We start from the raw sequence: 26,263 nt of genomic DNA on the forward strand, positions 1-26,263 counted from the left end.
CCTCGGCGAGAGCGCCACTGGGGGAGTGCCGAAAGAGGTATTCTGACAACGCTAACGTGATTGTGGCAGTTAGGAATTCAGCGAAGGGGGATTGAGTCTTGTCATGTTTTGGTGAGATGACTATCCGGCCGGGTGTGCTGTCCTATCGCGGCGGATTGTCGGTGGCGGCGATGCATGCACATCATTCGGTTCAGGTGATGGTTGCCCGGCGCGGCGAGTTCGTCGTGTCGGATACCGCGGGAGCGGAGGTCGTGTGCCGAGCGATGGTGATTCCGCCGGATATCGGCCATGCGTTGCTGCAAGGCGTGGAAGAAGGTGAAATGGTCCACCTCGCTGCTGAATCCGATGACGGCGTCGAGGTGAGCCGGACGGTGCTGCAGCCGAAATCCGCCGCGGCGTGGGTCGAGGCGGGCGACGCGCTGCTGGCCGGTCTCGGCGCGGGCGGGTGGTGGGCGGACGGATTGCCGTATGTGCGCTCGACCGTCAAACCGATGCGACATCCCGCGCTCTCCTCGGCATTGTGCCTGTTGCCGGAGCGCATCGCGGCCGGACCGGTTCGGTTGCGGGAGTTGGCCGGTGCGGTCGGACTGTCCGAGAGCAGGCTTTCTCATCTGTTCTCGGAGGAGATGGGGCTAGCGTTCCGGCCCTACGTGCGGTGGCTGCGGATGACTCGGGCGATCGACGAAATCGCGCTCGGGCGCAACCTCACCGAGGCTGCGCATGCGGCGGGGTTCTTCGACGGTGCGCACTTCACCCGCGTGTGCAACAAGACATTCGGCATGTCGCCGGCCGTGTTGACCAGCGAGATGGCGTTCAGCGTCGAGTCGTAGCAGGTTTGTCCAAGGCGCCGCGCCTACCCGCGCCGGATGATGGGTGTGCGGCGCGGTCCGGTCGCCGGCGGTGTGGATGAGCGGAGGGGAGGACAGGAATGGGGGATTTCGGCTTCGATGTCAGATTGCTGTCCCAATGCCTGTCTTGTGGATTCCAATGACAAAGCCGCCGAATTCGAATGAGGTTGTCGAGGCGCGGTTCGGTGATCGGTGCTCGCGGGATGATCACCGGCCGCGCAGGGGAGGACAAATGACTGACGGATATACCGCTGAAGAACTGCGGGACCTACTAGAGGGTGGCGCATTGGTATCCGGCTCGATCACCGATCGTGCGGCGATTCATGTGCTGCACAGTGTCGGCTTGATCGGACAGCGATTCCTCGACCGCTACATCAGCATCGAGTCCGTCGAGTTCGGCGGCGAGCAGATGAACGCGGCGTTCATTCGCGATTGGTCCGCGCTGGCGCACCCGGAGGACGACTTTCCGTTTCTCACCCTCACCGAACAACGCGGTCTCGAGCTGGCCGCCTGTGTTGCGCTGAGTGCGATATGCCGATCGACCGCCGACGGCATCGGCGTCGAGCCGCCGGAGTGGATCCACGTGTGTAATCAGTGGCTGGGATAGCTCTCAGGCGCTGGCGGCATCGAGCAATGCCGCGGCTGCGGCTCGCGCGTGCTTGCCGCACGCAGGGTCGTTGAACACCATCGAGCGGCTGGCGACTCCGTCGGCGAGAATCGCGAGTTGCTCACCGAGTGCGTCGGGATGTGCCGCACCGAGTTGGCGCACCTGCTCGATGACGCGTTCGGTGAAGCGCTGTTTCTGCTGCCGCGTGTAGGCGTGCACCGCGCTGTCGGGATCCGGGAACTCGGCGGCGGCATCGATGAACGGACAGCCTCGGATGGGCCCATCGCCGGGGTCCGGCACGGTGAACAACTCCAGCAGTCGCTGTCTGGGCGGTAGATCCTGCCGATCCAGCACGCTCTCCATCGTGTGCCCGGCCTCGACGAGATGGCGCAGGTACGCGACCACCAGCTGATCCTTGGTCGGAAAGTGCAGGTAGAGAGTGCGTTTGGAGACCGGGGCGCGCGCGGCCACCTGCTCCATGCCCGTGGCGGTGATCCCCTGCGTCTCGAACAACGCGGTGGCCGCGGCCAGGATGCGCTCTCGTGCTCCGCGCCCGCGACGACGGGCAGTCTCTTGTTCCTCGACCACGTCTTAAGTATACGTCACCGTTTACCTCTGCTTGTTTCTCGGCTAAGGTCGTTTGCTAGGTAAACGAGATCGTTTACTTAAGGCTCGATGGACGTGAGGCGATGAACACCGACTACCAGCCCGAATACGCTGAACACCTGATCCGGGGACGACGTGCCACCCGCGCGTTCCGTCCCGACCCCGTGCCCGAGGGCACGCTGCGGGCCGTCTTCTCCTTGGCCGGCGCGGCCCCTTCCAACTCCAACACCCAGCCGTGGCACGTCGAGGTGGTCAGCGGTGCGGCCCGTGATCGACTCGGCGAGGCGTTGGTGGCCGCGCACGCCCGCAACGACACCTCGCTCGACTTCCCTTACAGCGACGACCTCTACCGCGGCGCCTACCAGCGGCGACGCCAGTGCGCGGGCGAGCGGCTGTACTCCGCGGTCGGGATTGCCCGCGACGACCACGCCGCACGAGACGCCTATAACGCCAAGAGCTTGCGCTTCTACGGTGCGCCACACGTCGCGCTGCTGTTCACCGCTCCGAACGCGGAGGTGCGGATGGCCGCCGACGTGGGCATCTACGCGCAGACGCTCATGCTGGCAATGACCGCGTACGGAATCGCCAGCTGCCCGCAAGGATTGCTGAGCTTCTACGCCGACACCATCCGCGCCGAACTGGGCATTCAGGACCGAAAAGTCCTGCTGGGCATCTCTTTCGGCTACGCCGACCAGTCTGCCGCGGCCAACACCGTCACCGTGCCCCGCGCCGAACTCGCCGAGACCACCCGATTCCACTCATGACCGGTTATCGACTCCGCGGTTAATGCGATGTTGCCCGATTCATCGTTGTTCGGAATCGCCTGGCCGGCCAGGAGCGGGTAGTCGCACCTGTTCCTGCCCGTCGCCTCGGTGAGGTGCGCTTTGCCGAGGCGGCGTCGCACACCATGTCAGGGCGTGTCAGTTCGGTGACAGCGCGGTGTAAGCCGGGGTAGCGACAGTATTCACGTGAACAGCACAGCAATCGCCACTTCCGGGATGCGGAACTCCTACCGGGACGCCTCGATCCTCGACGGCATCGATCTGACCATCGGTGCTTACCCGGTGCTGCGCGCGGAATGGCTCGACCGACTCGCTCGGGTAATGGGGTATCTGCGTGGTGATCACGCCGTCGCGCAGCTGATCCGCTTCGCGCTGGTCGGCGGCGTCAGCAACATTTCCTATGTGCTGCTGTTCATGCTGCTGAACGGGACCGGTCCGCTGGTCGCCAATGTCGCAGGTTCGATCGTCAGCACGGTGATCGCGAACGAACTGCACCGGCAGCTCACCTTTCGTGCGGCCGGACGGGTCGGTTGGTTCACCGCACAGTGGGAAGGCGGTGGACTAGCACTGATCGGCTTGCTGGTCAGCACGGCGGCGTTGGCCGGGCTGGCGTTCTGGGCGCCCGGCCTCGGCGCGATCGCGCAGGCGGGTGCGGTGATCGCCATCATGGCGGCGGTCGGCGGTATGCGCTTCGTGGCGCTGCGGGGCTTTGTCTTCTGAAATAACCTGTCACGCAACAACTCCCGTCATGGCTAAGCTGTCGGATGAGCCGTTGAACGCGTCGACGGAGGGGCAACCGGGAGGTCCTGATGACCAGTAAGTTCACCGAGCTCGCCATCGACTGTGCCGATCCCGTCGGTCTCGCCCGGTTCTGGTGCGCGGTCCTCGACTATGAGGTGCAGGACGAAGCGGACGGAGTGGTCACCATCGGCTCCCCGCTGGTGCCGGAGGGCAAGGACCGTCCAGGCCCGGTCCCGCCGACGTTGACCTTCGCGCGCGTGCCGGAGGGCAAGACCGTCAAGAACCGGCTGCACCTCGACGTCAACCCCACCGACCGAGAGCAGGACGACGAGGTCCGCCGCCTGCTCGACCTGGGCGCTCGACATGCCGACATCGGCCAAAGTGCGGTGAGCTGGGTCGTCCTGCTCGACCCGGAGGGGAACGAGTTCTGCGTCCTCGCGACCCGTCGGCCCTGATCGCCGCAGTCGAAATCGGTTGCTCGCGTTGCGTGTTCGACACGGCTCGGCTTGTGTCATCGTCGAGTTCGACTATTGCTGCCGGTCGCCCAGCTCTACCTCCGCGACGTGCCCGGTGTGCCCGCGCCCGAGGGGGCGGACCTGCCGCAGGTGCTGTGGTGCCCTACGACGATGTCATGCCGCTGGTGTGAGCGCGATTCTGCCGAAAACCTCGCCTGCTTCCATCTTTTGGTGGGCCAGTACGGCCTGATCCAGGGAAAGTACCTCGTGTACAACTGCTTTCAGTTCGTTGCGGGTGGCGGCGGCGAAGAGTTCGGCGGTTGCGGTGCGGCGGTCGGATAGGGATACCGTGTCGGCGCTGAAGGTGGCGAAGGACAGCGACTTTTGGAAGGCAGTGATCATTGCCGCGCCGAAGTCCGCAGGTGGCATGCCTGCCATTGCGCCGACGACCACCATGCGACCGTTGGGCTCGAGTTTGCCGAAGAACGACGGCAGATCGGGACCGGCGACGATGTCGATGATGACGTCGTAGCTCGCGGGAGCGTCTTGTGCGCCTTGCCCGGCGCGGTCGAGCACGTGGGTCGCGCCGAGCTTGCGCAGGCGATCGCCACGTGCGGCCGACGAGGTCGTTACCGCGACCGCCCTGGCGCCACCACGCGCCGCGAGCTGCACCGCCATGACGCCGATGCCGCCGGCCGCGCCGCGCACCAATACCGACTCACCGCGAGCGAAATGGGCATGGCGCAAAGCGAAGTGGGCCACCATCGCGGAGGTACCGAGCGTCACTGCGGCAACGGACGACAGGCCCGCCGGGAGGGAGACGAGGGTGTCGGCCGCGGCGGTAGCGTGCTCGGCGTAGCCGCCGTTCACGCCGGTGAAACCCCACACGCGCTGACCGACCCATGTCGGATCGACACCGTCGCCTACTGCGGTCACGGTGCCCGCGACCTCTTGGCCGGGGATGCGATCGGGCGCGGCGCCGTACGCGGCCAGCGCGCCACTGCGGATCAGGGTGTCGAGGCCGCCGACGCCGCTCGCCTCGGTCGTGATCAGCACCTCGCCTGCGGCTGGACTGGGGTCGGGGAGGTCGACGACCGTGAGGGTCTCCGGACCGCCGAACGTTTGGGCCATCACTGCTTTCACTGATCTCTCCGTGTTCTGTTCGAGCGAAGCTGACCACCGGACCGTAACGGACGCCCCCGTCCGTTTAGCTAAAGTGAGAGAGGTGACCACTCGTTTGCCTCACACCCTGCGTTCGGATGCCCGGGACAACCGCGAACGCATCCTCGACGAGGCCCGCGCGGTGTTCGTCACCGACGGCCTCGACGTGCCGATCCGGGAGATCGCCCGCCGCGCCGGCGTCGGGCCCGCCACCCTCTACCGACATTTCCCGACCAAGGAGCTGCTGGTCGCCGAGGCGTTCACCGACCAGATGCTTGCCTGCCGGTCCCTCATCGATGACGGGCTCGCCGACCCGGATCCCTGGCACGGCTTCTGTCGTACGCTCGAGAACCTCTGTGAGCTGCAGGCCCGCGACCACGGCTTCACCGCGGTCTTCATGTCCACCTTCCCGCATGCGATGGACTTCGCCGCGATCCGCACGTCCTCGCTGAGCGGCGCCGCCGAGCTGATCCGCCGCGCCAAGGACTCTGGCCGCCTACGCCCCGAGATCGTGCTGGACGACCTGATCCTGATGATCATGGCCAACAACGGCATTCAAGCGGACACACCGGCGGCACGAGTCGCGGCCTCCCGACGCTTCGCCGCTCTGCTGATCCAGGCTTTCCAAGTCTCGCCGGTGTCCGCGCCGCTGCCGCCGGTGCCGCGATTGATGCCGTTATGGCCCAAGTGATCTCGTCGCTTCCGCGAGTTCCGGGTATTCCGGGAGCGGCCAGGCGCCGCCGCGGTCCTCTTTCGCGAACCTCGCGAGGAGCTCGGGGATGTGCAGCGAGCAGGCCAGGGTCGTGAGGGTGTGGAAGGCGTCGATGCCGAGCTGATGGGTGGGCATGCCGAGTCGCAGCAGCCGCGGCTTCACGGTGGCCTGGATCTCGTCGACGAACGGTCGCAGCACGGTGTCGTAGTTCGCCAAAGCGCTGGGCAGGTCATGCGGATGCCGGTTGATCTCGCCCGCCAGGACGTAGGCGCCGACCAGTGCGCCGGAGACGCCCATGCCGCTGTACGGGGATGCACAATGCGCGGCATCGCCGACCAAAGCGACGCGACCCTTGGACCAGGTGTCCGTGCGCACCTGCAGAACCTCCTGGGAGTAGAAGCTTTCGGTCGTTTCCATGCCCTCGAGGAACCGCTCGGTCTGCCAGCCCGCGTCGCGGAACTTCTCGGTCCAGAACTCCTTCTGGCGATCGACCGGCTCGCGATGGATGGCCGAGGCCGCCGCGGAGGTTTCCCGCAGCACGAAATAGACCTGGGTCTCGGCCGGATTGTGGCTGCGGCGCATGATCATTCGCCCGTGCGGGGCGTGGTAGGTGTCGCGGATATTGCCGTCGGAGGCGATGCGCGGAATGAACCAGTAGGCCATGTGGATGCCCACCGGCCAGTACGGATCGACGGAACCGTACGGCAGGATGGCTCGACGGATGCGTGAGCCCTGCCCGTCCGCCCCGACCAGCAGGTCGAATTCGCCGGACGTGCCGTCGGAGAAGTGGGCGACGACGCGATCGCCGTGCTGCTGGAAGCGGTCGACGCGCACACCGAAGACGTAGTTCACGTCGTCGTTCGTCGCGTCGTGCAGGATGCGGACCAGGTCGCCGCGCATGATCTCGTACTCCGACGTCAGCGTCTGCCGACCCTGGCCGGAGGTGTTGGCCATGATCGTCCCGCGCGCCTTGCCTCGCGCGTTCACGAACGAGACGCCCGCTTCGTCCACCAGCTTGCTGCGGACGACCTCGAGCAGGCCCATGCGCTCGATGGCGTCGATGCCCTGGCCGCGGAGGTCGACCTGTGCGCCGGTGGCGCGAAGTGCGGAAAAGCGTTCGACGACGGTGACCTGGTGCCCGCCGCGGGCGAGCCAGAAGGCCAGTGCCTGCCCGGCGATCCCGCCGCCGCAGATGAGGACTTTCCGGGCCGGGACTGTCGATTCGAGTTCCATGTCAGCCACCTTTTCTATCGGTGATAGGTTGATCTTTTACATGGTTGCCTATCACTGATAGATTGTCAATGTGGCCAAGCTGAACCGGGAAAATGTCATCGCCGAGGCGCTCGACCTGCTGGACGAGGTCGGGCTGGACGCCGTCAGTACGCGGCAGCTGGCGAAGCGACTGAACGTCGAACAGCCGTCGCTCTATTACCACTTCCGTAAGAAGGAGGACCTGCTCGGCGCCATGGCCGAAGCCGCGATGGCGCCCCACACGGCGGAGCGGCTGCCGACGCCCGACGACGACTGGCGAGCGTGGTTCATCGAGAACATGCGCAGTTTCCGGCGGACGCTGCTGATGCGGCGCGACGGGGCTCGGCTGCATGCCGGAAGTCGGCCTGGTGCAACGGATCTCGACCGGATTGCGCAGAAGATGGCGTTTCTGATCGCGTCCGGTGTGCCGGAGCGGGATGCGCAGATGGCGATGTTGGCGGCGGGGCGCTACACGGTTGGTGCGGTGTTGGAGGAGCAGGCGGACGCCGAAATCGGTCGCAGCGCAGACGATGTGGCCGAGCTGCCGCAGATTGATCCCGAGGCGGCGTTCGAGGCGGGGCTGGCGCTCATCGTGGATGGCTTGGCACGGCAGGTCGAGCGCGCGTAGGTGGTGTGAGTTTCGGTGCGCAGCAGTCGAACTCGTGCGTAACTCGATACCGGATGTTCATGGGTTGCCAACTGAGGTGTTCGGGGCGTCTGTTGAGTCGGTGAAGGCGCCGGACTGTGCGGCGAGCGCGGCACCGGCGGCCGCGTAGTCGGGGAGCTGTGGGTCGGGCGGGGTGCGCAGCAGCACCAGTTGGTGGTAGATCGGCGAGGTGGCGGCGACCAGCAGGGCGCGCGCGTCGACGGGAGGCGTGAGTTCGCCACGCTCGATCGCTCGCTGAATAACTATCTCGCACTGTGTATATCGGTCCTCCCATAATCGCCGCAGTGCATGCGCGGCCGCCTCGGAACGGAACGAGATCGCGATCAGTGCCGCCGCGAACGACGGTTCCTCGAGCAACGAATCCTGGATCTCCTGGTTGAGCGCCGCCAGGTCGCCGCGCAGCGAGCCGGTGTCGCGGGGGTGCCATTCCATATCGCTCGCCGCGGCGAACACATCGGTGATCAGACCACCGACATCGTGCCAGCGGCGATACACCGTGGTGCGGTGCACGCCCGCGCGAGCGGCGACGGTGTCCACGGTGAGCGCGTCGTAACCGTGCTCGGTCAGTTCGGCGCGGACCGCCTCGAGGACCTGGTCGCGGATGCGGGCGGTTCGGCCACCCGGCCGAGGTCGGGGCGCTGGTGTAGCAGGTGTGGAACTCATTGTCGCCTGTCCGGTTGCTCGAAGGGGGCGGGCTATGGCACCATGCTAATGCAACATCCGTCGCACTAGTGAGGTCAGCCGATGCTCAGCCGAAGTGTTCACCCGGTCCTGCGGTTCCCCATGACCGTGTCTTCCTCGAATGCTTCGGAGTGTGCATATGCGAACCCAGATCACCGCGCTCGCGGTCAGCAAGTCCTACAACGGCAAGTGCGTTCTCGATGAGGTGACGTGTTCGCTTGCCGCCGGTGAGCGCACCGGCATCGTCGGCGAGAACGGCTCCGGCAAGACCACCCTGCTTCGCCTGCTCGCCGGGCGGGAGCGGCCCGATCATGGCGAGATCGTCGTCCAGGCCGACGGCGGTGTCGGCTACCTCGGCCAGGACGAGCAGCTGCCGCCGCGGATGACCGTCCAGCAGGTCATCGACCGGGCACTCGGCGAGCTACGCGCGATCGAGCAGCGGCTGCGCCGCCTCGAGGACGCGATGGCCGCGGGCGATGAGTCGGGGATTGTCGAATATGGTGAACTGGCAACCGTTTTCGAGTTTCGCGGCGGCTACGATGCGGACGCTCAGGTGGAGCGGGCACTGCACGGACTCGGCTTGGGTCTGGTGGACCGCGACCGCACGGTCGACGGGCTGTCCGGCGGCGAGCAGGTCCGGCTGCGCCTGGCCGCTGTGCTGGCGGCAGGCACCGAGGTGCTGTTGCTGGACGAGCCCACCAATCACCTCGACGACGACGCCCTGACCTGGCTGGAAGACCACCTGCGCACCCGTAGCGGTACCACGGTGACGGTCTCGCACGACCGGGTCTTCCTCGAGCGGGTCGCGACCAGCCTGCTGGAGGTCGACGCGGACCGGCGGCGAGTCATCCGCTACGGCAACGGTTATCCGGGATTTCTGACCGAGAAGGCGGCGGCGCGGCAGCGGTGGGTGCAGGCGCACGCGCAATGGCGGGCCGACGCCGATCGGCTGCGCGAGGTCGCCGCCACCACGGCGCGTGCGGTCGCGCCGGGCCGGGCGATGAAGGACAACAACAAGATGGCCTACGACCGGGCCGGGGGACGGGTGCAGCAGTCGCTGGCCAGCCGGGTCCGCAATGCCGAGGAACGGCTGCGTCGCTTGCTCGCCGACCCGGTGCCACCGCCGCCGGAACCGCTGCGGTTCACTCCTGCGGTGCGGGCCGGTCGGGTGGATGGCAGCGTGCTCGACGCCACCGACATCGCCGTCGCGGGCAGGCTCGATCGGACGAGTGTCACGCTCAACGCGGGTGACCGCTTGCTGATCACCGGTCCGAACGGTGCAGGCAAGTCCACCTTGCTGCGTGTGCTGGCAGGTGTGCTCGCGCCGGACGATGGCACCGTAACCCGCAGTGGCACAGTCGGTTACCTCGCCCAAGAACCGCGTCCCGCCGATCCCGGTGACACGCTGTTGGTGGCGTACGCCCGGGGCCGTGCGGGACAGGCCGACGAGCATGCCGAACGATTGTTGTCGCTGGGCCTGTTCGATCGCGCCCAGTTCTCGACGCGCGTCGAGAACCTGTCCACCGGGCAACGGCAGCGACTTGCCTTGGCGCGGTTGGTAACTGAGCCCGTCGACGTGCTGCTGCTCGACGAGCCCACCAACCACCTGTCGCCCGGTCTCGTCGAGGAGCTGGAAACCGCCCTGGCCGAATACCGGGGCGCCCTCGTCATCGTCAGTCACGATCGACGGCTGCGTAGCCGCTGGCGAGGCGCTCGCCTCGACCTGCGCGCTTCGGCATCCGTCTGACATCCGATCACCCACGCACCGAAGGAGTTTCGCTGTGCCCAACCTTCCCGCCGACCCGACCGTGCTCCACCCCATGTCAGGCCAGCCGCGAGTGGTGCAGTTGCGGCCGCTGGTCACCTCGCCGCTGATCGAGGTGGGGGAGTACTCCTACTACGACGACCCGGACGATGCGACCGCCTTCGAAACCCGAAATGTGCTGTACCACTACGGGCCGGACAAGCTGATCATCGGAAAGTTCTGCGCGCTCGGCACCGGAACACGGTTCATCATGAACGGGGCCAACCACCGTATGGACGGCCCGTCGACCTTCCCGTTCCCCATCATGGGCGGCTCGTGGGCGGATCACTTCGACCTGCTCACCGGCCTGCCGAGCCGAGGCGACACCGTCGTCGGCAATGACGTCTGGTTCGGTAACGCCGTAACGGTGATGCCCGGGGTCCAGATCGGTCACGGCGCGATCATCAGCACCGGCTCCGTCGTCGTGAGCGACGTGCCCGATTACGGCATCGTCGGCGGCAATCCGGCCCGCCTCATCCGAAACCGCTACGACGACAAGGACATTGCCCGCCTGCTGGCCGTGGCCTGGTGGGACTGGCCCGTCGAGCACCTCACCGAACACATCCGAGCGATCATCTCCGGCAGCATCGCCGACCTCGAAGCCGCCGCCGCAAACCTGAAATGAGCGATATGCCGTTACGCCGTTCTCATATCGCGATGGTCGGCGTGCGGCCACGATGGGCACCTCCAGGCGAATCGGTATCGAGCAACTGTCAGCGTCCGTCGATCACCGACTCGTCGCACGAGAACCGAATACCTGACGTTTTGGAAACAGACCACTTGGTCGGCTACGTCGAACTCGGGTCGCGATCGTGACGACCGTCGTGATGGTCGACGAGTTGGGTCAGTAGTGCGGCGAGTTGTTCGCGTTGTGCCGCGGTGAGTGGGGTGAGCAGTTCCTGTTGCAGGTCGGCCAATACGGCATCGAGTTCGTGCAGGCGCTTGGTGCCCGCTTTGGTCAGTGTGATGACGTTGCGTCGCTGGTCGTTCGGGTCGGGGACTCGTTGGGCGTATCCGTCGCGTTCGAGTTCGTTGAGCACCGCGACCATGTCGCTGCGGTAAATGCCGGTGCGTCTGCTCATTTCGGCCTGGCTCGCCGGACCTGCGTCGGCCAGCGTGGCCAGCACCGCGTAATGCCACTTGCGTGCGCCGATCCGGGCGAGTCCGTCGGACACCAGTCGGTCGCCGTGGGTGGCCGCCTGACTCAACAGCCGGCTGGGCAGGGCGCGCAAACGCGGTGACGTCGTAGTCATGGAGGCAGCATACCCACTTGCGTTAGTGTGACTAACGTTCTAGGTTCGTTAGTGTCTAGAACGTTTATCTCACTAACGATGGAGCGGGCTGGGTAGCAGCCCGAGAAAGGAAGATCCACTATTTCCACCGAGACCAAGACACTGCATATTTCCACCGCTGACGGCCAGGCCGACGCGTTCGCCGCTTTCCCGGACGACGGTGCGCGACACCCGGCAGTGCTGCTGTACATGGACGTCTTCGGCATACGGCCCGTGCTAGAGCAGCGGGCCCGCGAATTGGCCGAGCACGGGTATTACGTGCTCATCCCCAACCTGTTGTACCGCAACGGCCCGACACCGCTGGTCGAACTTCCCGAGCACATCAGCCACGAGGTCCGGCCCGCGATCGCCGCCCAGTTGATCCCGTTGGTCATGGCACACACCACCGAACGCGTCCTGCTCGACGCCGACGCCTACCTCGGTTTCCTCGCCACCCAGCCGGAGATCAGCCCCGGTCCGGTCGCCGTGATCGGCTACTGCCTCGGCGGCGTCTTGGCGATGCGCACCGCAGCCGCCTACCCCGACCGAGTGGCCGCCGTAGCCGGATTCCATCCAGGCGCTTTGGTCACCGACGCCCCCGACAGCCCACACCTCCTCATCCCCGAACTCCCCACCCAACTCCACCTCGGCCTCGCCGAAAACGACATGCCACCCGAGTCCGTCGACAAGCTCAACCAAGCCCTCGATAGCGCCGGCCTCGGCAACACTGCCGAGCTCTACCCCGACACCGTCCACGGCTTCACCATGTCCGACACCGACGCCTTCAACCCCGCCGCACTCCAACGTCACTGGGACCGCCTGCTCCCCCTCCTCGCCCGCGCTCTGGCCAACACCTGAGCCTCGAAACCCACATGGCAACGGTCTGCTCTGACACGCCGCTGTTTGATCGCGGCGGGCCCGGTGCTGGGTACGCTTACCCGCCGTGACCTGGAATGTTGCGGATCGGGAGCTGGTTTCGTGGCTCGGCACGCCGGAAACCGATGTCGGCTGGTGCGGATACCAGATCGACCCGAGGCCCGACGCGGTGTGGCTGCTACATGCGATGTACGAGCGCGAGTCGGGCACAACGGAACTCACCTACGACGAGCGGTGGCGGCAGCGGCTGGCGGCCGGACTCGGACCGATCTTGGATCACCTGGTCCGATTGGGATCTCTGTGGAACGAAGGTGGCGGGCCCGACCGAGTTGATCGAGGCGCTGCGGTCGGCGCCGGACCTCGAAGCGGTGCGTCTGCCCTGGTGCTGACGGGTGCTCGTCGATCCCGGCGTTGATAATTTGGCGAATCCCCCCGAAGAGGGGGATCTTCGGTGTATCTTTGCTGTTCGAGGCCCCCGAACTGTTTGGTTCGGGGGCCATCGCCATTCCTGCGCGAGGTGCGGGGCTTGGTGGTTGCTAAGTAGCTAATCCCAGGCGTAGAAGGTCATTCGCCGAGTGCTGGTGCCGACCAGGTTGCCGTTGGGGTCGCGGAGTTCGGCGACGCCCGCGTTCTGCTCGTTGTGGCTGGCGAAGAATGGTGTCGTGTCTGGGCGGACGGTGATCGGATGCTGACGCCACTGCGTGTCGCCGTCGCAGGTCACCGGCGAGTTGGTCACCGAGCCGGTGGCCGATGGCTGGTCGGGTTTGACCTCAGTGAGATGAACGGTCAGTTTCCATCCCTTTTGTCCCTTTGGGCACCGCACGTCGACATAGGCATTGGCCTGTCCTGCGGACACATAGCTGTCGTCGTGCAGCCAGACCACGTCGGTTTGTGCCACGGGCATCGCTCCGAGGAAGCCTGCCAGCAATAGAGCAGTCACAAAAGTCATCGAGCCCTCCGGTGCGGCGTCACCGTATGGCGAACGCATCGCCATGCGTAGCCCAATTGTCAGGCAAGGCAACCAATTTCATAGCCACGCGCGTTCCCCAGTTCGCGCTGGCCGCGCGGCCCGGCGCCGGCGTTTCCGCTGGATCGCGCACCGAACAACCAGGAACCCGCGCGGATGAGCGAGCACTGGGCGGGATCGATACGGCGCGCCCACCTTTCCGGACCGGGTTTCAAAAGTGCCGATCTGCGTGCAACACTAGGTTTGCCTTGCCGAACTGTGGTTAGGCTCGGTTTGGTTCGACTGGGAGTGGATGTGACAGAGCAGGCGTTTGCTTCCGGCGCACCTTCGGTCGCCGCTCAATTGTTCGGCAGCGGCTTGATCGGAGTGCGTGAGGGGCTCGAAACCGGAATCGTGGTCATGATTTTGGTCGCCTTTCTGGTGAAGTCGCAGCGTCGCGAGTCGTTGAAGTGGGTCGCGGCGGGGGTGGGCGCTGCCGTCGCGATGGTCGTCTTGATCTTCGTCGGCATCCGCTACGGCACCTCCACCGTCACCGGCCTCGCCGCGGAGCTGATCGCCGGGCTCGCGTCGCTGGCCGCGGTCGTGATCGTGACCTGGATGGTCTTGTGGATGCGGACGGCATCCCGGTCCATCTCCGGGGATTTGAAAGCGGGCCTGGCGCATGCGCTCGATGTCGGTCCGGTGGCGGTCGCCATGCTGGCGTTTCTCGCGGTGGGCCGCGAAGGCGTGGAGACCGCGCTGTTGATGGTCGGATACGCCGAGAACACCGCGGGCAGTCACTGGCCCTTGATCGGTCTGCTGCTGGGAATTGTGGTCGCGGCGGCGTTGACGGTGCTGATGTATCTGGGCGCCGTTCGGATCAATTTCGCCATCTTCTTCAAATACACCGGCGTGCTGTTGATCGTGGTCGCCGCCGGGATTCTCGCCTACGGAATTCGAGCGCTGCAGACCGCGGACTGGCTGCCGGGATTGGCGCACAACGCGTTCGACATTTCGTCGTGGTTCTCGATGTCGAGTTGGTACGGCACGGTCGCGCAGGGCATCTTCAACTTCCGCGCCGACCCGACGGTGCTGCAGTCGCTCGCCTGGCTGCTCTACGTGGTCGTGGTGCTGTTCCTGTTTCTGCGCCCGGTGCCCGCCACCGCAGGCGCGAGCCACGCGACTCGCTCTTCGACAGATACCGCGGCTCAGCCGTGACAACGAAAGGTCCACTCTCGGTGCGTTTCTCCATTTTCCCCGTAGCGGTCGCGGTGACAGTGCCTGCGTTGTTGGTGTCGTGCACCAGTAAGACCGACACCGCGTCGGCGGGCGATATCACGGTCACCGCCGACGACTCCACCTGCGCGGTGGCGAAGGATTCGGCCGACACCGGCACGGTGACCTTCCGGATCACCAACAACGGCACGAAGGTCACCGAGTTCTACGTGTACGGCGCAGGCGAGCGCGTCATCGGTGAGATCGAGAACATCGGTCCCGGGCTCACCCGTCAGTTGATCGTGTCGGTGCCCGATCCGGGCAAGTACCAGACCGCCTGCAAGCCGGGCATGGTCGGCGACGGTATCCGGCATGATTTCACCGTGACCGGCGAGGCGCAAAAGCGTGACGAGACCGGCAAACTCGCCGAAGCGGCCGACGGCTACAAGCGGTATCTGGTGAGCCAGCTGACCGCGCTGCAGGAAACCACGAAATCGTTTGTCGCGGCGGTCAAATCCGGCGATATCGAGTCGGCCAAGAAGCAGTACCCGATGGCCCGCACCTACTACGAGCGCATCGAACCGGTCGCCGAGAGCTTCCCCGACAATCTGGATCCGCGCTTGGATCTGCGCGAAGCCGACGTCGTCCCGGGCGACAAGTGGACCGGATTCCACCGGCTGGAAAAGGACCTGTGGACACAGGGTCTGCAGCCCGACACCAATCAAATGGCCGACCAACTCCTCACCGATATCGGGGAATTGGTGGCCGGCGTGAACGCGGCGGGCTACATCGTCGATCCGGTGCAGGTGGCCGGCGGTGCGCAGGGTCTGCTCGATGAGATCGCACGCACCAAGATCACCGGTGAAGAGGACACGTTCTCGCACACCGACCTGTGGGACTTCCAGGCCAACGTCGACGGTTCCCAGGCGGCGATCGCGAGCCTGCGGCCGATCCTCGACGAGCGCAACGCCGATCTGGGCAAGCAGATCGACCGGCGCTTCGCCGAGCTCGACAGCGAGCTGGCCAAGTACCGGAAGGGCGACGGTCATGTCAGTTATGAGACGGTCAGCAACGATCAGCGCGCCGCGCTCGCGCGCCAGATCGATGCGTTGTCCGCGGTGGTGAGTCAGGTGCAGGGCGTTGTCGCGGGATCGTGAGACCGCAGGTCGCGGCGGCATCTCGCGCCGCGGCCTGATCGGGTCAGCGGGTATCGGTGTCGCGGCGGCCGGGGCCGGGGTGCTGGCCGGGCGGATGTCCAGCCCGGCCTCGGCGGCGGCCGCTTCCGCAGTGGTGCCGTTCCGCGCCGTCAACCAGGCGGGCATCGTCACCCCCGCGCAGGACCGACTGCATTTCGCGGTGTTCGACGTGCACACTCGATCGCGTGCCGAGCTGGTCGATCTGCTCAAGACCTGGACGCTGATGGCGGAGCGGATGACCTCGGGTCACGAGGCCGCGCCCAACGGTGCCATCGGTGCCGGCACGTACAAACCGCCGACCGATACCGGTGAGGCGCTGGATCTGTCGCCGTCGCGGCTCACGCTGACGATCGGGTTCGGTCCGTCGCTGTTCACCACCGCTGACGGCGTCGACCGGTTCGGCATCGCGTCGCGTAAACCGAAGGCGCTCACCGATTTGCCGAAGTTCACCGGCGACGCGCTCGACCCGGCCCGCAGCGGTGGCGAAATCGCCATCCAGGCGTGTGCGGACGACCCGCAGGTCGCGGTGCACGCCATCCGCAACCTCGCGCGCGTCGGGTTCGGCGCGGTGTCGGTGCGCTGGTCGCAACTCGGGTTCGGTCGTACGTCCTCGACCTCCACCAGTCAGGTGACGGCGCGAAACCTGCTCGGGTTCAAGGACGGAACGCGAAACATCAAGGCCGAGGAACACGACACCGTCGACAAGTTCGTCTGGGTCGATCGCGGCGACGACCAGGCCTGGATGGCGGGTGGCTCGTATCTGGTGACCCGCCGGATCCGCATGCTGATCGAGCCGTGGGATCGCACCACGCTGCACGAGCAGGAGCGAGTCATCGGCCGCACCAAGGGCACCGGAGCGCCCATGGGCGCCAAGGACGAGTTCGACGAACTCGATCTGCAGTCGGCCGGACCGTCCGGACCATTGGTCGACAAGAACGCCCACGTGCGCTTGGCGTCCGCCGAAGAACTCGGCGGCATCCAGATCCTGCGCCGCGGCTACAACTTCACCGACGGCTCCGACGGTTTCGGCCACCTCGACGCCGGCCTCTTCTTCATCGCCTACTGCCGCAACCCGCTCACCCAGTTCGTCCCGATGCAGGAGAACCTCGCCCGCAACGACGCCCTGAACGAATACATCAAACACGTTGGCTCAGCGGTCTTCGCGGTCCCGCCGGGGCTCGGGGCAGACGACTACTGGGGATCAACCCTGTTCGCGAGTTGATCCCCGGGCTACGGCCGTAAGCAGCCCTGTTGCTGGTCATAGCAGACGAGGCCGTGCACCTTCGCCAGGCCGGCCACGAAGGGTGCGACCTCGTCTTCCCTGCCCCAGCGGATGTAGATATTCAGGGACGAGCCGTCCGCGTCTCCGGTCCCGCCGCAGGACCAAGGACTACCCTCCTCGCCGCAGTCCCGCCAGCGCCGCAGCAGGGCCTGCACGAAGTCCGCGATCTTCGGGCTCGGCGGATCGGGCCGCTCGTTCCGGACAACTCGCCCTTCCCGATATCTGGACAAGCTGTCCAGCACGTTGTGCAGGTCAGCGTCGTTGTCCGGCCGTTCGCCTTCCCAGACCAGCATGTCGAAGCTCATGGGCCAGATCATGCACTGCGGCACCGACAACTACTGCCCGCCGCGGTTGTCAGGGGGTGGGGCAGAGGGCGGTGTCGACGAGTTGGTTGATGTGGTCGGTGGGTTCCGGGGTGGTGGGGACCTGGTTGGTGATCACGGTGACCGAGCGGCCGTCGGCGGTTACGCCGCTGCGGGTTTCGAAGCCGTCGATGTCGCCGCCGTGGCCCCAGCTGTCTTTGCCGCAGGAGAGTTGCTGAGAGATAAGGCCTAGGCCGTAGCCGACGGGTGGGCCCGAAATGCTCAGGGGGACGGTAGTTTTCATTTCGGCCAGTTGAGCTGGTGGCAGCAGGGTTCCGTCGAGGAGCGCGGTGAAGAAACGGTTGAGGTCTGCGCCGGTCGAGACGATCGCTCCCGCTGCGCCTGCCGAGGTGACGTTCTGGCTGGTGTAGTCGATCAGTTTGCCGTCGATTTCGGTGTAGCCCAAGGGGTGCGGGCCGCGAATGTCGGTTTCATCCGGGGCAGGGTAGTAGGTGTCGGATAGGCCGAGGGGCTCGATGATGCGGTGAGTGATTTGCGCGCCGATCGTGCTTGCGGTGATCTTTTCGATCACCATGGCCGCGATGGCATAGTTGGTGTTGGAATAGGCCCACCGTGCGCCGGGTTCGAAATCAGCGGGTGTGGTGAGGATGTTGCGGACGACTTCGGTCATATCCGTTCTGCCCCAACGTACTTGCTCGTCGTGGGTCTCGATCTGCCCGGGTTTGGGCGTCGTTCCGAACTCCGCCGCGTATTCGGGGAGTCCGCTGGTGTGCTGCAACAGGTTCCGGATGGTGATTCGGTTCCCGTCGATGCCCGGCCCGTGCACAAAGCCCGGTAGATACCGTTCCACCGGCGCATCCAATTCGACCTTGCTCTCGGCTACCAGTTGCAGCATGACCGTCGACACGAATGTCTTTGTGTTGCTGGCGATCCGGACTCGAGAATTCTCCGGAAATGGTGTGCCCTGTTCGACGTTGCCTGCTCCGGCGGTCGCACTCCACACCCGGCCGTGATCGGTGACCACGATTTGCGCACCGGGCAGATGGTCCACCGAGATCAGATTGTTCAGGGCCTCAGTGATTTTCGCCCGTCCGCTATCGGCGGTGGGCTCGGCCGGCGCGGTTCCGGTGGAACTGCACGACGTGGCCATGAGGGCGACCAATGCTCCGGTCACCGCCACGGTGGCCAACGATCGATCCCAAACCCTGATGCGCAAGGTGATTCCCTTCTGTTGTGGACTCGGTTCACGCTATGAGCAGCCGGGGTTCTCTCCCATCCGGCAGGCACCCTACTTTCCGTTCGTGCTGGCCCCACCAGAGCGTCATTCCATGGGGTCTATCTGCAGAAAGTCGGCAGCGGGGTCTGCTCCGCTAGATTCGATCGCATGAGCGAGACTCCTCGACTGCCGGGACTGACCTTGGCGGACGCCGACTGGTTGGTGGCGTCCGCGCTGGCGGTCGGTGCCGAGCGCGGCTATCCACCGCTGGCGGTGGCCGTGCTCGACGTGAGCGGCGCAGTGATCGTCTTACGTCGCGCCGACGGTGGCATGCCGATGACCAGCCGGATCGCCGTGGCCAAGGCGCGCACCACATTGCTGACGTTGCAACCGTCGGGCCAGCTCGCTTTGCCCGGCGCGATCGTCGACAGCATCCAACACCTCAACGGCGGTGACTTCGTTCCGTTCGCAGGTGGGATCCTGATTACCGAGGACGGGGTGGTGCTGGGAGCAGCAGGCGCTTCCGGAGCCCATGCGACCGAAGACGAGGGAGCCGTGCAAACCGCGGTGGACCGATGGCACGAATACCGCTCTCGCACAAAGTAACCGGCGCACCCAACCGGTTGTGCTCCGTTCCGCCCTTCGCGACGACATCGACCGAGCCGAATTCGAGTTCGGCTCGGTCGAATTCGTCACTATGAGCACGCTCCCGGACTCGGTGCGGGAGTCGTCGACCCGCAGATCGGCGAGTTGGGCCAGCTGATCGCTCAACTCGCTTCATCAGAAGCCGGACACACCGTTGTGGGCTGGCGGTTCGTTCTGGCAGGCACGTCCACCTGGAGACTTGTCTGCGCGATTGCATCCGCTGATCGCCCGGCGACACCAGCGACCGGCAAGGGTTCGTGGTTTTTCGAGAGAGGCGGGAACGATGAAACGTGTACTGACAGTCCTGGTCGGGATGGTCGCCATCTGGGGTGCGGCGGCCTGTTCGGACAACTCGACACCGGCACCGAGCACCACCACATCGAAGGCGACCACTACCTCGGTGGCACCGACCACCATCCCCATCACCACGACGGTGGCGCCGCCGCCCACCAGCCCGCAGCAGCGCGGCGCCGACGGCTCCACCAACAACAACCTGAGCCCGGAATACTGCGCCAAGAACCAGGATCCGGGTTGCCCGCTGGGCAGCTACATCGGCCCCAACGCCATCCAAAACCCCAACGGCGACGGCACCTGGGTGCCGTGCGAAGGCACGATCTGCACCAACCCGAACCATGGTGCCGGCCCCGAAACCACCCCGCCACCGGTCGAGACCACCTCGACTACTCCGCAGGACAGGGTCGAGGGCGCGCCCTGCGAAGGTGACGGCCGCTGGGTCCACCTCACCGGCGACAACGCCGCGCACTACGGCACCGAATGGCTCTGCCGGCACTGATCGTTCGTCCAAGGCTGCGGGACCCCGAGGCGCGATGGTGGCGGACGAACACCGCGAACCGCCACCATCCACCGGATCCCGATCGGGTCAGTGAGAGTTATTGAAACCACCGCTGCGACACAGGGTTCGGGGAGTCCTGTCGCGTCTGGACGGACTGCGTTCGAGCGCTCAGGCCGAGACGAGTCGGTAGCTACCTTCGTCACCGACGACGAAACCCGTGGTGGGTGGCGGGAAATGGGTGCCGAGCAGAAGAGTTCTTGTGCCGGTGAGGGATTCGAGCAGGGCGCGGCGAGAGGTTTCGGCTCGGCGCGGGTCGATGTCGACGCAGCTACCAATGGTGGGGTCGGCGAATTGGACCGGATGGTGGATGCAGTCGCCGGTGATCAGTGCGGCGTCGCCGAGTTGGACGGCGAGGTGTCCGGGTGTGTGGCCAGGGGTGGGGAATAGGCGCAGTCCGGGGGTTACGTCCAGGCCTGAATCGGGGACGTTCAGGATGTCGAGGAGCCCCGCGTCGTTGATCGGGTGGATGGAATCGTCGAACATCTGCTGTCGCGGCTCGTCCATCTCGTAGTCGGCCCAGAATTCCCATTCGGTGCGCGAGGTGAGGTAGCGGGCGTTGGGGAAGGTGGGGAGCCATTTGTCGTTGTGCCGCTGGGTGTTCCAGCCGACGTGGTCGGTGTGCAGGTGCGTGAGCACGACGAGATCGATGGATTCCGGCGAGTATCCGGCCGCGTCGAGGCGCTGTAGGTAATCGGTGTCGAGGTTGTCCCAGGCCGGGTTCGCGCGCGTTTTGCCGTTGCCGATGCCGGTGTCGACCAGTACGCGCAACCCATCGATTGTCACGGCGAAGGTGTGACTGTTCAGATTCAGGGTGCCGTCGTTGTCAGCGAAATGCGGTTGCAGCCAAGCGTTTTCGGCGACCAGCTCGGGCGTGGCCGCCGGGAGCAGCCAGGCGCCGGTGGGTCGCGGCAGTGCGATCTCGTCGATGCGATGGATGGTGAGGTTGCCGACAGTCCAGGAGGGGGATGTGGTCATGAGTGACTCCTTCGACTGCGGTAAAAGCAACTGGTTTGCGTTAGGGAACGGTAGCCCCTACTCTGACGTTAACGCAAACCGTTCGCGTTTAACGATCGTCGAGGGGTTCCATGTCCACACGTCCGCTCACCGCATCCGACGCGGCACACTGGGCCGCCCGCGCTGGCCTGGAGTTGCCGGTCGAACGCCACGCCGGTCTGGCGACGACCGCCGAGCACATCCACTCCGTCGTCGCGATCCTGCGCGAGCTCGACTTCGCCGACGCCGCGCCCGCTGCCGTCTACCGCGCGAAGGAAGATCACGATGAAACCGTATGAGCTGACGACAACTGCTGCGGCCCAGGCGATCCGGGCTGGGGAGGTATCGCCGGTCGAACTGGTCGACTCGGTGCTCGATCGCGTCGAACAGGTGCAACCACGATTGGGCGCCTACGTCACCGTGACCGCGGAGCGAGCCCGGCACGCGGCGCGCGAAGCCGAGCACGAGATTGCCGGCGGACGTTCCCGAGGCCCGCTGCACGGAATCCCCATGGGACTCAAGGACTTGATCGATGTCGCCGGTCTCGCGACCACGGCCAGCTCACGAGTCCGCGCCGGGCATCGCGCCGAGTCCGACAGCGCTGTGGCCGCTCGCTTGGACGCCGCCGGCGCGGTCCTGCTCGGCAAGACGCATACGCATGAATTCGCCTACGGCCTGATCACCCCGCAGACCCGCAACGCCAGGAATCCCACGCGGGTCGCCGGCGGATCGAGCGGCGGATCCGCTGTCGCCGTCGCTGCGGGCGCGGCGACGTTCGCGGTGGGCACGGACACCGGCGGGTCGATCCGGGTACCCGCGGCACTCAACGGCGTCGTCGGACTCAAGCCGACCTACGGCCGGATCTCCCGGCACGGCGTGGTCCCGCTCTCGTGGTCGCTGGACCACGTCGGCCCGATCACGCGCACCGTCGCCGATGCCGCCCTGGTGCTGAATGTGTTGTCCGGCTATGACTCTCGCGATCCGGCATCGGTCCCGACGCCCGCCGAGGAAGCCCCGGCCGACCTGACCCGATTGCGGGTCGGCATCCCGACGAACTACTACTTCGACCACATCGATCCAGAGGTCGAGGCCGCGGTCCGGCGCGGCATCGAGCACCTGCGAGACATCGGTGCGCAACTCGTCGACATCGAAATCCCTATGACCCGTTACATCAAGGCCATCCAATGGGGCCTGATGGTTCCGGAAGCCAGCGCCTATCACGAGCAAACCCTGCGCACGACCGGCGAGCAATACGGCGACGATATCCGCGTCCTCTTGGAAGCCGGTGAGCTGCTGTCTGCGGGCGACTACTTACGCGCCCAACGCGCGCGAACCATGATGCGCCGCGCCTGGGCAAACGTGTTGGAAGAGGTGGATGTGATTGCGGCACCGGCGGTTCCGATGGCGGCGGTACCGGTCGGCCAGGAAACAGTGACTTGGTCCGACGGCACCACCGAGGCGGTCGCCGACGCCTACGTCCGACTTGCCGCGCCGGCCAACATCACCGGCATCCCCGCGCTGTCATTGCCGGTCGGCCACGACCGCACCGGACTGCCGATCGGCATGCAACTGCTCGGACACCCCTTCGGCGACGCCGCGCTGTTGCAAGTCGGTCGCGCCTACGAGGAATCTGCGGCGGAACCCGTCTTCGCGGCTGTATGACCCGCTTTAAGGTGACAGGATGAGTCGCAAACCGATGGTCCGTCCTGGCGGGCGGAGCACCCGCGTCCAGCAGGCGGTCCACACGGCCACGCAGGAACTGATGGCCGAAGTCGGCCGCGACGCGCTCACCGTCCCACTGATTGCCACCCGCGCCGGCGTCACCCCGTCGACGATCTACCGCCGATGGGGTGACCTGCGCGAGCTGCTCTCCGACGTCGCGGTCGAACGCCTCCGACCGGAAACCGAACCCGAAGACCGCGGCACCCTGGCCGCGGACCTGACCGCCTGGGCCGAGCAGTTCCTGGACGAAATGAACTCACCGCCGGGCCGTGCCTACATTCGCGACGCCCTGCTCGGCGATCCCGACGGAGCGAACGCTGGACAGTGCTCGGATTACGCCGCCGAACAGATCAACGCTATCGTTGCCCGCGCCGAGCTTCGCGGCGAATCCGCACCGGACGCCGAAGACATCCTGGACCGGGTGGTCGCTCCGATGATGTACCGCATACTCTTTCGCCCCAACGATCTGACTGCCCAGTACGCACGCCGACTCGTCGACGAGCTGTTCGCCACCCACGCCGGATAGCACGTTCAGTCGGTGAACGTCTGGCTCTCCAGCAGGCCGAAGGCGGTCTCGGCGCGGGTGACCGCTGTGGGATAGATATCGTCGGCGCTGCGGCCGGAACGGATCGCCATGGCGTTGTAGTACGTGAGGATTCGCTGCGTGCTGAAGATCTGCCCGGCCACCAGGTGTGCGGTGAACTCGTCGCTCGGCTGACCGGACGCGAGCAGTTCGTCGGCCAGGTCTTGCTCCTGGTCGAGCATGAAGCCGGCCAGATGGGCCATCAGGGCGGGCGTCGAATACAGCAGGTTATGGAAGGTGATCGCCGCCGGGGTGTCGTTGAGGCCGGTGAGCGGATCACGCTCGGCGAGCCGGTCCAGAAAGTGCTGCCGTAGCGCGCTCAATGCCGATGTGCCGGAGGGGCGTTCGCGCACGACGAGCGCAGAACCCCTGCCCCCGTTGATGAATCGGCGCAGGACGAGATCTTCCTTGGTCGGGAAGTAGGCGAACAGGGTCGGCTTGGAAACCTCGGCGGCAGCGGCGATGTCGGCGACCGAGACGCCGTCGAACCCGGATTCCTGGAACAGGGCGAAGGCGGCCTCCGCAATCGCCTCACGAGTGCGGCGCTTCTTGCGCTCGCGTAGCCCGGGTTCCTCCATAGACCCAGGGTAGTCAAAACTTATTTGGTATACAAATTGTCTTGGTCATATACTTGACCGAGTTAAGTTATATGCGATTCGAGGTGGGGAGTTGTCGCGACCATGCGCAATGCTGGATACGACCAGGTCGAGCCCGAGATTCGCGTCGAACGCGACTATCTGAGTACCTGCCGCGCGGCGCTTGCGCGCATGCGCGAAGAGGCCGTCACCGCGCTCGCCACGGGTAGGGGTACGGGCGATGTCTTCGACAAGATGCAGAATTTCGCGGCGCGGCAGTTCCATAAGAAGCAGATCGAGGAGCTGTCCGATCTCGACGATGTGCCGTTGTTCTTCGGACGTCTGGACTTCCCGCTGGGTGACGTTTACGACGAAATCCGAAGTGTTGGTGCACCTTCGGCGGCTCCGGACAGTGATCGAGTCTATATCGGCCGCCGCGGTGTCAGCGACGAGGCGGGCGAGCTCATGGTCATCGACTGGCGTGCCCCGCTCTCGCGTGCCTTCTACGAAGCCAGTCGTCAAGACTCGATGCAGGTTCGAGTTCGTCGCCGGTTCGGCTTCGATCAGCACGGCGGGTTGACCGCCTTCGAAGACGAATCGCTGGACTCGCGGTTCGCGCAGGCTGACGGAAGTGATCTGCTGGCCGCGGAAATCGAACGGCCGCGCAAGGGGCCGATGCGCGACATCGTGGCCACGATCCAACCCGAGCAGATGAGCCTGGTGCGTTCTCCGCTGGGACGCACGCTGTGTATTCAGGGCGCGCCCGGCACCGGAAAAACCGCCGTCGGCCTGCACCGGCTGGCCTATCTGCTGTTCACCGAGCGGGAGCGGTTGCAGCGGGAGGGCGGGGTCGCCGTCATCGGACCGAACCGGGCCTTCCTCGCGTATGTCCGCAACGTCCTGCCCGCCCTCGGCGAAGTCGAGGTCTTGCAAACCACCATCGATGAGCTCACCAACTCCGGCGTTACCGTCACGCGAGCCGACGATCCGCACATCGAGCGCATCAAAGGCGACGCCCGGATGGCCGAAGTCATTCGGCGCCACCTGTGGTCGCGCATCCGGCCGCTCGATGAGTCGGTGCAGGTCAAGTACCTACAACGCACCTGGCACCTGTATTCCGACGAGCTCGCCGAGGAACTCGCCGAGGTCCGTAACCGCGGCACCGACTACAGCAGCGGCATCGCACTGCTCGGCCAGCGCCTGGCCCTGCTTGTCCTGCGCCAGATGGAACGGGCTGGGCATCCGAGCACCACGAGCACACTTGCGCAGCTCTGTCGCAACAGGGCGATTGTCCGCGCCGTGCAGCAGATGTGGCCTGAAACCGATTCCACCCGAATAGTTTTCGAACTCCTTACCGATGCCGAGCACCTCGCCGCCGCAGCCGACGGCCTCCTCGACACCGACGAGCAGCACGCCATCCTGCGCACCCCGCGCCCGCGCAGCCTGAAATCCATGACCTGGACCGGTCCCGACCTGGCGCTGATCGACGAGGCGTCGGCGCTGATCGAACGCCCCGCGAAACTCGGCCACATCGTCGTAGACGAAGCCCAAGACCTCAGCCCCATGCAAATCCGAGCCATCGGCCGCCGCGTCGCAGGCGCCTGCACCGTCCTCGGCGATCTGGCCCAAGCCACCAGCCCCTCCGCCGCCACCGACTGGGCCGCCGTCCTCACCCACCTCGCCAAACCGGACGGCCATATCGAAGAACTGACCCGCGGCTACCGAGTCCCCGCCCAGGTCATCGACTACGCCGCCCGCCTACTCCCACACATCGCCCCTGATCTACGCGGCCCAGCCGCATACCGCCAGTCCGCCGATGCCCTCCAAATCACCAGGGTCACACCACAAGACCTAACCGGCACAATCCTCGCGGCATGCACCACCGCACTGGCCAACGAAGGATCCGTTGGTCTCATCGCCGCCGACGCCGACCTGCCAGACCTGCGGGAAGCCCTCTCCGTCAACGGATTGCCGCACACTGTCCTCGGCGTCAACGAACCGAGCACCGACTCCGCACGCCTGACCCTGATCCCGGTCACCCTCGCCAAAGGCCTGGAATTCGACACGGTCCTGGTTGTCGAACCGTCCCGCATCGCCGAATCGGAAGAACGAGGCCTGCAACGGCTTTACGTCGCCCTGACCCGAGCCGTCAGCAACCTACACGTCATCCACGCCGACGCCCTACCGGACCCCCTGGCCCAAGAACCCGCGATGAGCGTCTGAGACCGCGGACCTCTCGGGCTGATCCGAGG

The 26,263-nt window shown here is 65.8% G+C and carries 30 protein-coding genes; 20 read left to right on the forward strand and 10 right to left on the reverse strand.

Going from position 1 to position 26,263, the window contains the following annotated elements; all coding sequences use genetic code 11:
* Positions 1-116 precede the first annotated feature (116 nt).
* Together ABZ942_RS36525 and ABZ942_RS36530 are read left to right on the forward strand one after the other, a co-directional pair.
* Positions 117-830, forward strand: a complete 714-nt coding sequence (locus ABZ942_RS36525; protein ID WP_357390316.1) for a helix-turn-helix transcriptional regulator — start codon at positions 117-119, stop codon at positions 828-830.
* A 250-nt stretch (positions 831-1,080) separates the two neighbouring features.
* Positions 1,081-1,455 carry a hypothetical protein gene (locus ABZ942_RS36530; protein ID WP_357390318.1) on the forward strand — a complete coding sequence of 125 codons (375 nt, stop codon included), beginning with the start codon at positions 1,081-1,083 and terminating at the stop codon, positions 1,453-1,455.
* A gap of 3 nt (positions 1,456-1,458) precedes the next feature.
* Here the strand turns inward: ABZ942_RS36530 and ABZ942_RS36535 are convergent, their stop codons facing one another.
* Entirely contained in the window at positions 1,459-2,043 is a 585-nt protein-coding gene (locus ABZ942_RS36535; protein WP_357390320.1) for a helix-turn-helix domain-containing protein, read from the reverse strand.
* Positions 2,044-2,144: 101 nt separating this feature from the next.
* On the opposite strand from ABZ942_RS36535, the gene ABZ942_RS36540 reads away from it, so the two are divergent.
* The 3 genes from ABZ942_RS36540 (at position 2,145) to ABZ942_RS36550 (ending at position 4,039) form a co-directional block, all read left to right on the forward strand.
* Positions 2,145-2,825 (forward strand): nitroreductase, encoded by a 681-nt coding sequence (locus tag ABZ942_RS36540; RefSeq protein WP_357390322.1) that lies wholly within the window; start codon positions 2,145-2,147, stop codon positions 2,823-2,825.
* Positions 2,826-3,029: 204 nt separating this feature from the next.
* Positions 3,030-3,563 (forward strand): GtrA family protein, encoded by a 534-nt coding sequence (locus tag ABZ942_RS36545; RefSeq protein WP_357390324.1) that lies wholly within the window; start codon positions 3,030-3,032, stop codon positions 3,561-3,563.
* Between the two features lie 89 nt (positions 3,564-3,652).
* A complete protein-coding gene (locus ABZ942_RS36550; protein ID WP_357390326.1) occupies positions 3,653-4,039 on the forward strand; it encodes a VOC family protein in 387 nt (128 codons plus the stop codon).
* 174 nt (positions 4,040-4,213) lie between these two features.
* Here the strand turns inward: ABZ942_RS36550 and ABZ942_RS36555 are convergent, their stop codons facing one another.
* Positions 4,214-5,182, reverse strand: a complete 969-nt coding sequence (locus ABZ942_RS36555) for a zinc-binding dehydrogenase (RefSeq protein WP_357390328.1) — start codon at positions 5,180-5,182, stop codon at positions 4,214-4,216.
* An 82-nt stretch (positions 5,183-5,264) separates the two neighbouring features.
* On the opposite strand from ABZ942_RS36555, the gene ABZ942_RS36560 reads away from it, so the two are divergent.
* Positions 5,265-5,891, forward strand: coding sequence for a helix-turn-helix domain-containing protein (locus ABZ942_RS36560; RefSeq protein ID WP_357390330.1), 627 nt, complete (start codon positions 5,265-5,267; stop codon positions 5,889-5,891).
* On the opposite strand, the gene ABZ942_RS36565 is transcribed toward ABZ942_RS36560, so the two are convergent.
* Positions 5,877-7,145 (reverse strand): FAD-dependent monooxygenase, encoded by a 1,269-nt coding sequence (locus tag ABZ942_RS36565; protein ID WP_357390332.1) that lies wholly within the window; start codon positions 7,143-7,145, stop codon positions 5,877-5,879. The two genes, ABZ942_RS36560 and ABZ942_RS36565, sit on opposite strands and share 15 nt — an antisense overlap.
* Positions 7,146-7,215: 70 nt before the next feature.
* On the opposite strand from ABZ942_RS36565, the gene ABZ942_RS36570 reads away from it, so the two are divergent.
* A complete protein-coding gene (locus ABZ942_RS36570) occupies positions 7,216-7,791 on the forward strand; it encodes a TetR/AcrR family transcriptional regulator C-terminal domain-containing protein (RefSeq protein ID WP_357390334.1) in 576 nt (191 codons plus the stop codon).
* Between the two features lie 57 nt (positions 7,792-7,848).
* On the opposite strand, the gene ABZ942_RS36575 is transcribed toward ABZ942_RS36570, so the two are convergent.
* The gene (locus tag ABZ942_RS36575) at positions 7,849-8,493 is read right to left on the reverse strand and encodes a TetR/AcrR family transcriptional regulator (RefSeq protein ID WP_357390336.1); all 645 of its coding nucleotides are present in this window, start codon (positions 8,491-8,493) and stop codon (positions 7,849-7,851) included.
* A 157-nt stretch (positions 8,494-8,650) separates the two neighbouring features.
* Between ABZ942_RS36575 and abc-f the strand changes: the two genes are divergently transcribed.
* Both abc-f and ABZ942_RS36585 read left to right on the forward strand, forming a co-directional pair.
* Entirely contained in the window at positions 8,651-10,258 is a 1,608-nt protein-coding gene (abc-f, locus tag ABZ942_RS36580) for a ribosomal protection-like ABC-F family protein (protein WP_357390338.1), read from the forward strand.
* Between the two features lie 73 nt (positions 10,259-10,331).
* Positions 10,332-10,940: a CatB-related O-acetyltransferase gene (locus ABZ942_RS36585; RefSeq protein ID WP_357390543.1), complete on the forward strand. Its 609-nt coding sequence runs from the start codon at positions 10,332-10,334 to the stop codon at positions 10,938-10,940.
* A gap of 163 nt (positions 10,941-11,103) precedes the next feature.
* Here ABZ942_RS36585 and ABZ942_RS36590 read toward each other — a convergent pair whose 3' ends face one another.
* A complete protein-coding gene (locus tag ABZ942_RS36590) occupies positions 11,104-11,568 on the reverse strand; it encodes a MarR family transcriptional regulator (RefSeq protein WP_357390340.1) in 465 nt (154 codons plus the stop codon).
* A gap of 147 nt (positions 11,569-11,715) precedes the next feature.
* Between ABZ942_RS36590 and ABZ942_RS36595 the strand changes: the two genes are divergently transcribed.
* Both ABZ942_RS36595 and ABZ942_RS36600 read left to right on the forward strand, forming a co-directional pair.
* Positions 11,716-12,444: a dienelactone hydrolase family protein gene (locus tag ABZ942_RS36595; RefSeq protein ID WP_357390545.1), complete on the forward strand. Its 729-nt coding sequence runs from the start codon at positions 11,716-11,718 to the stop codon at positions 12,442-12,444.
* An 85-nt stretch (positions 12,445-12,529) separates the two neighbouring features.
* Positions 12,530-12,877 (forward strand): hypothetical protein, encoded by a 348-nt coding sequence (locus ABZ942_RS36600; RefSeq protein ID WP_357390342.1) that lies wholly within the window; start codon positions 12,530-12,532, stop codon positions 12,875-12,877.
* Between the two features lie 129 nt (positions 12,878-13,006).
* Here the strand turns inward: ABZ942_RS36600 and ABZ942_RS36605 are convergent, their stop codons facing one another.
* Positions 13,007-13,411 (reverse strand): hypothetical protein, encoded by a 405-nt coding sequence (locus ABZ942_RS36605; protein WP_357390344.1) that lies wholly within the window; start codon positions 13,409-13,411, stop codon positions 13,007-13,009.
* Between the two features lie 312 nt (positions 13,412-13,723).
* Between ABZ942_RS36605 and efeU the strand changes: the two genes are divergently transcribed.
* From efeU to efeB, 3 genes are read left to right on the forward strand one after another with little or no spacing between them, the layout of a single operon-like run.
* Positions 13,724-14,626 carry an iron uptake transporter permease EfeU gene (efeU, locus tag ABZ942_RS36610; protein WP_357390346.1) on the forward strand — a complete coding sequence of 301 codons (903 nt, stop codon included), beginning with the start codon at positions 13,724-13,726 and terminating at the stop codon, positions 14,624-14,626.
* Positions 14,627-14,646: 20 nt separating this feature from the next.
* On the forward strand, positions 14,647-15,780 hold the full coding sequence (efeO, locus tag ABZ942_RS36615) for an iron uptake system protein EfeO (protein WP_357390348.1): 1,134 nt from the start codon (positions 14,647-14,649) through the stop codon (positions 15,778-15,780).
* Positions 15,764-17,041, forward strand: coding sequence for an iron uptake transporter deferrochelatase/peroxidase subunit (efeB, locus tag ABZ942_RS36620; protein WP_357390349.1), 1,278 nt, complete (start codon positions 15,764-15,766; stop codon positions 17,039-17,041). The genes efeO and efeB overlap by 17 nt, the downstream gene beginning before the upstream one ends.
* Positions 17,042-17,049: 8 nt before the next feature.
* Here efeB and ABZ942_RS36625 read toward each other — a convergent pair whose 3' ends face one another.
* Together ABZ942_RS36625 and ABZ942_RS36630 are read right to left on the reverse strand one after the other, a co-directional pair.
* The gene (locus ABZ942_RS36625) at positions 17,050-17,406 is read right to left on the reverse strand and encodes a hypothetical protein (protein WP_357390351.1); all 357 of its coding nucleotides are present in this window, start codon (positions 17,404-17,406) and stop codon (positions 17,050-17,052) included.
* A gap of 49 nt (positions 17,407-17,455) precedes the next feature.
* A complete protein-coding gene (locus ABZ942_RS36630; protein ID WP_357390353.1) occupies positions 17,456-18,640 on the reverse strand; it encodes a serine hydrolase domain-containing protein in 1,185 nt (394 codons plus the stop codon).
* Positions 18,641-18,808: 168 nt separating this feature from the next.
* Between ABZ942_RS36630 and ABZ942_RS36635 the strand changes: the two genes are divergently transcribed.
* Complete coding sequence (locus ABZ942_RS36635; protein WP_357390355.1) at positions 18,809-19,246, forward strand: heme-binding protein; 438 nt, start codon at positions 18,809-18,811, stop codon at positions 19,244-19,246.
* A 322-nt stretch (positions 19,247-19,568) separates the two neighbouring features.
* Entirely contained in the window at positions 19,569-20,078 is a 510-nt protein-coding gene (locus ABZ942_RS36640; protein ID WP_357390357.1) for a hypothetical protein, read from the forward strand.
* A 168-nt stretch (positions 20,079-20,246) separates the two neighbouring features.
* Here ABZ942_RS36640 and ABZ942_RS36645 read toward each other — a convergent pair whose 3' ends face one another.
* On the reverse strand, positions 20,247-21,113 hold the full coding sequence (locus tag ABZ942_RS36645) for an MBL fold metallo-hydrolase (protein WP_357390359.1): 867 nt from the start codon (positions 21,111-21,113) through the stop codon (positions 20,247-20,249).
* Positions 21,114-21,223: 110 nt separating this feature from the next.
* On the opposite strand from ABZ942_RS36645, the gene ABZ942_RS36650 reads away from it, so the two are divergent.
* Genes ABZ942_RS36650 through ABZ942_RS36660 form a run of 3 tightly spaced genes read left to right on the forward strand, consistent with a single transcriptional unit; the run spans position 21,224 to position 23,379 of the window.
* Positions 21,224-21,430 (forward strand): hypothetical protein, encoded by a 207-nt coding sequence (locus tag ABZ942_RS36650; RefSeq protein ID WP_357390361.1) that lies wholly within the window; start codon positions 21,224-21,226, stop codon positions 21,428-21,430.
* A complete protein-coding gene (locus tag ABZ942_RS36655) occupies positions 21,417-22,793 on the forward strand; it encodes an amidase (RefSeq protein WP_357390363.1) in 1,377 nt (458 codons plus the stop codon). The genes ABZ942_RS36650 and ABZ942_RS36655 overlap by 14 nt, the downstream gene beginning before the upstream one ends.
* 19 nt (positions 22,794-22,812) lie before the next feature.
* On the forward strand, positions 22,813-23,379 hold the full coding sequence (locus tag ABZ942_RS36660; RefSeq protein ID WP_357390365.1) for a TetR/AcrR family transcriptional regulator: 567 nt from the start codon (positions 22,813-22,815) through the stop codon (positions 23,377-23,379).
* A 5-nt stretch (positions 23,380-23,384) separates the two neighbouring features.
* Here ABZ942_RS36660 and ABZ942_RS36665 read toward each other — a convergent pair whose 3' ends face one another.
* Positions 23,385-24,014 carry a helix-turn-helix domain-containing protein gene (locus tag ABZ942_RS36665; protein ID WP_357390367.1) on the reverse strand — a complete coding sequence of 210 codons (630 nt, stop codon included), beginning with the start codon at positions 24,012-24,014 and terminating at the stop codon, positions 23,385-23,387.
* Between the two features lie 102 nt (positions 24,015-24,116).
* On the opposite strand from ABZ942_RS36665, the gene ABZ942_RS36670 reads away from it, so the two are divergent.
* On the forward strand, positions 24,117-26,234 hold the full coding sequence (locus ABZ942_RS36670; protein WP_357390369.1) for a UvrD-helicase domain-containing protein: 2,118 nt from the start codon (positions 24,117-24,119) through the stop codon (positions 26,232-26,234).
* Positions 26,235-26,263: the final 29 nt, after the last annotated feature.

It is taken from the genome of Nocardia sp. NPDC046473 (genome assembly GCF_040645995.1).
Lineage (GTDB): Bacteria > Actinomycetota > Actinomycetes > Mycobacteriales > Mycobacteriaceae > Nocardia.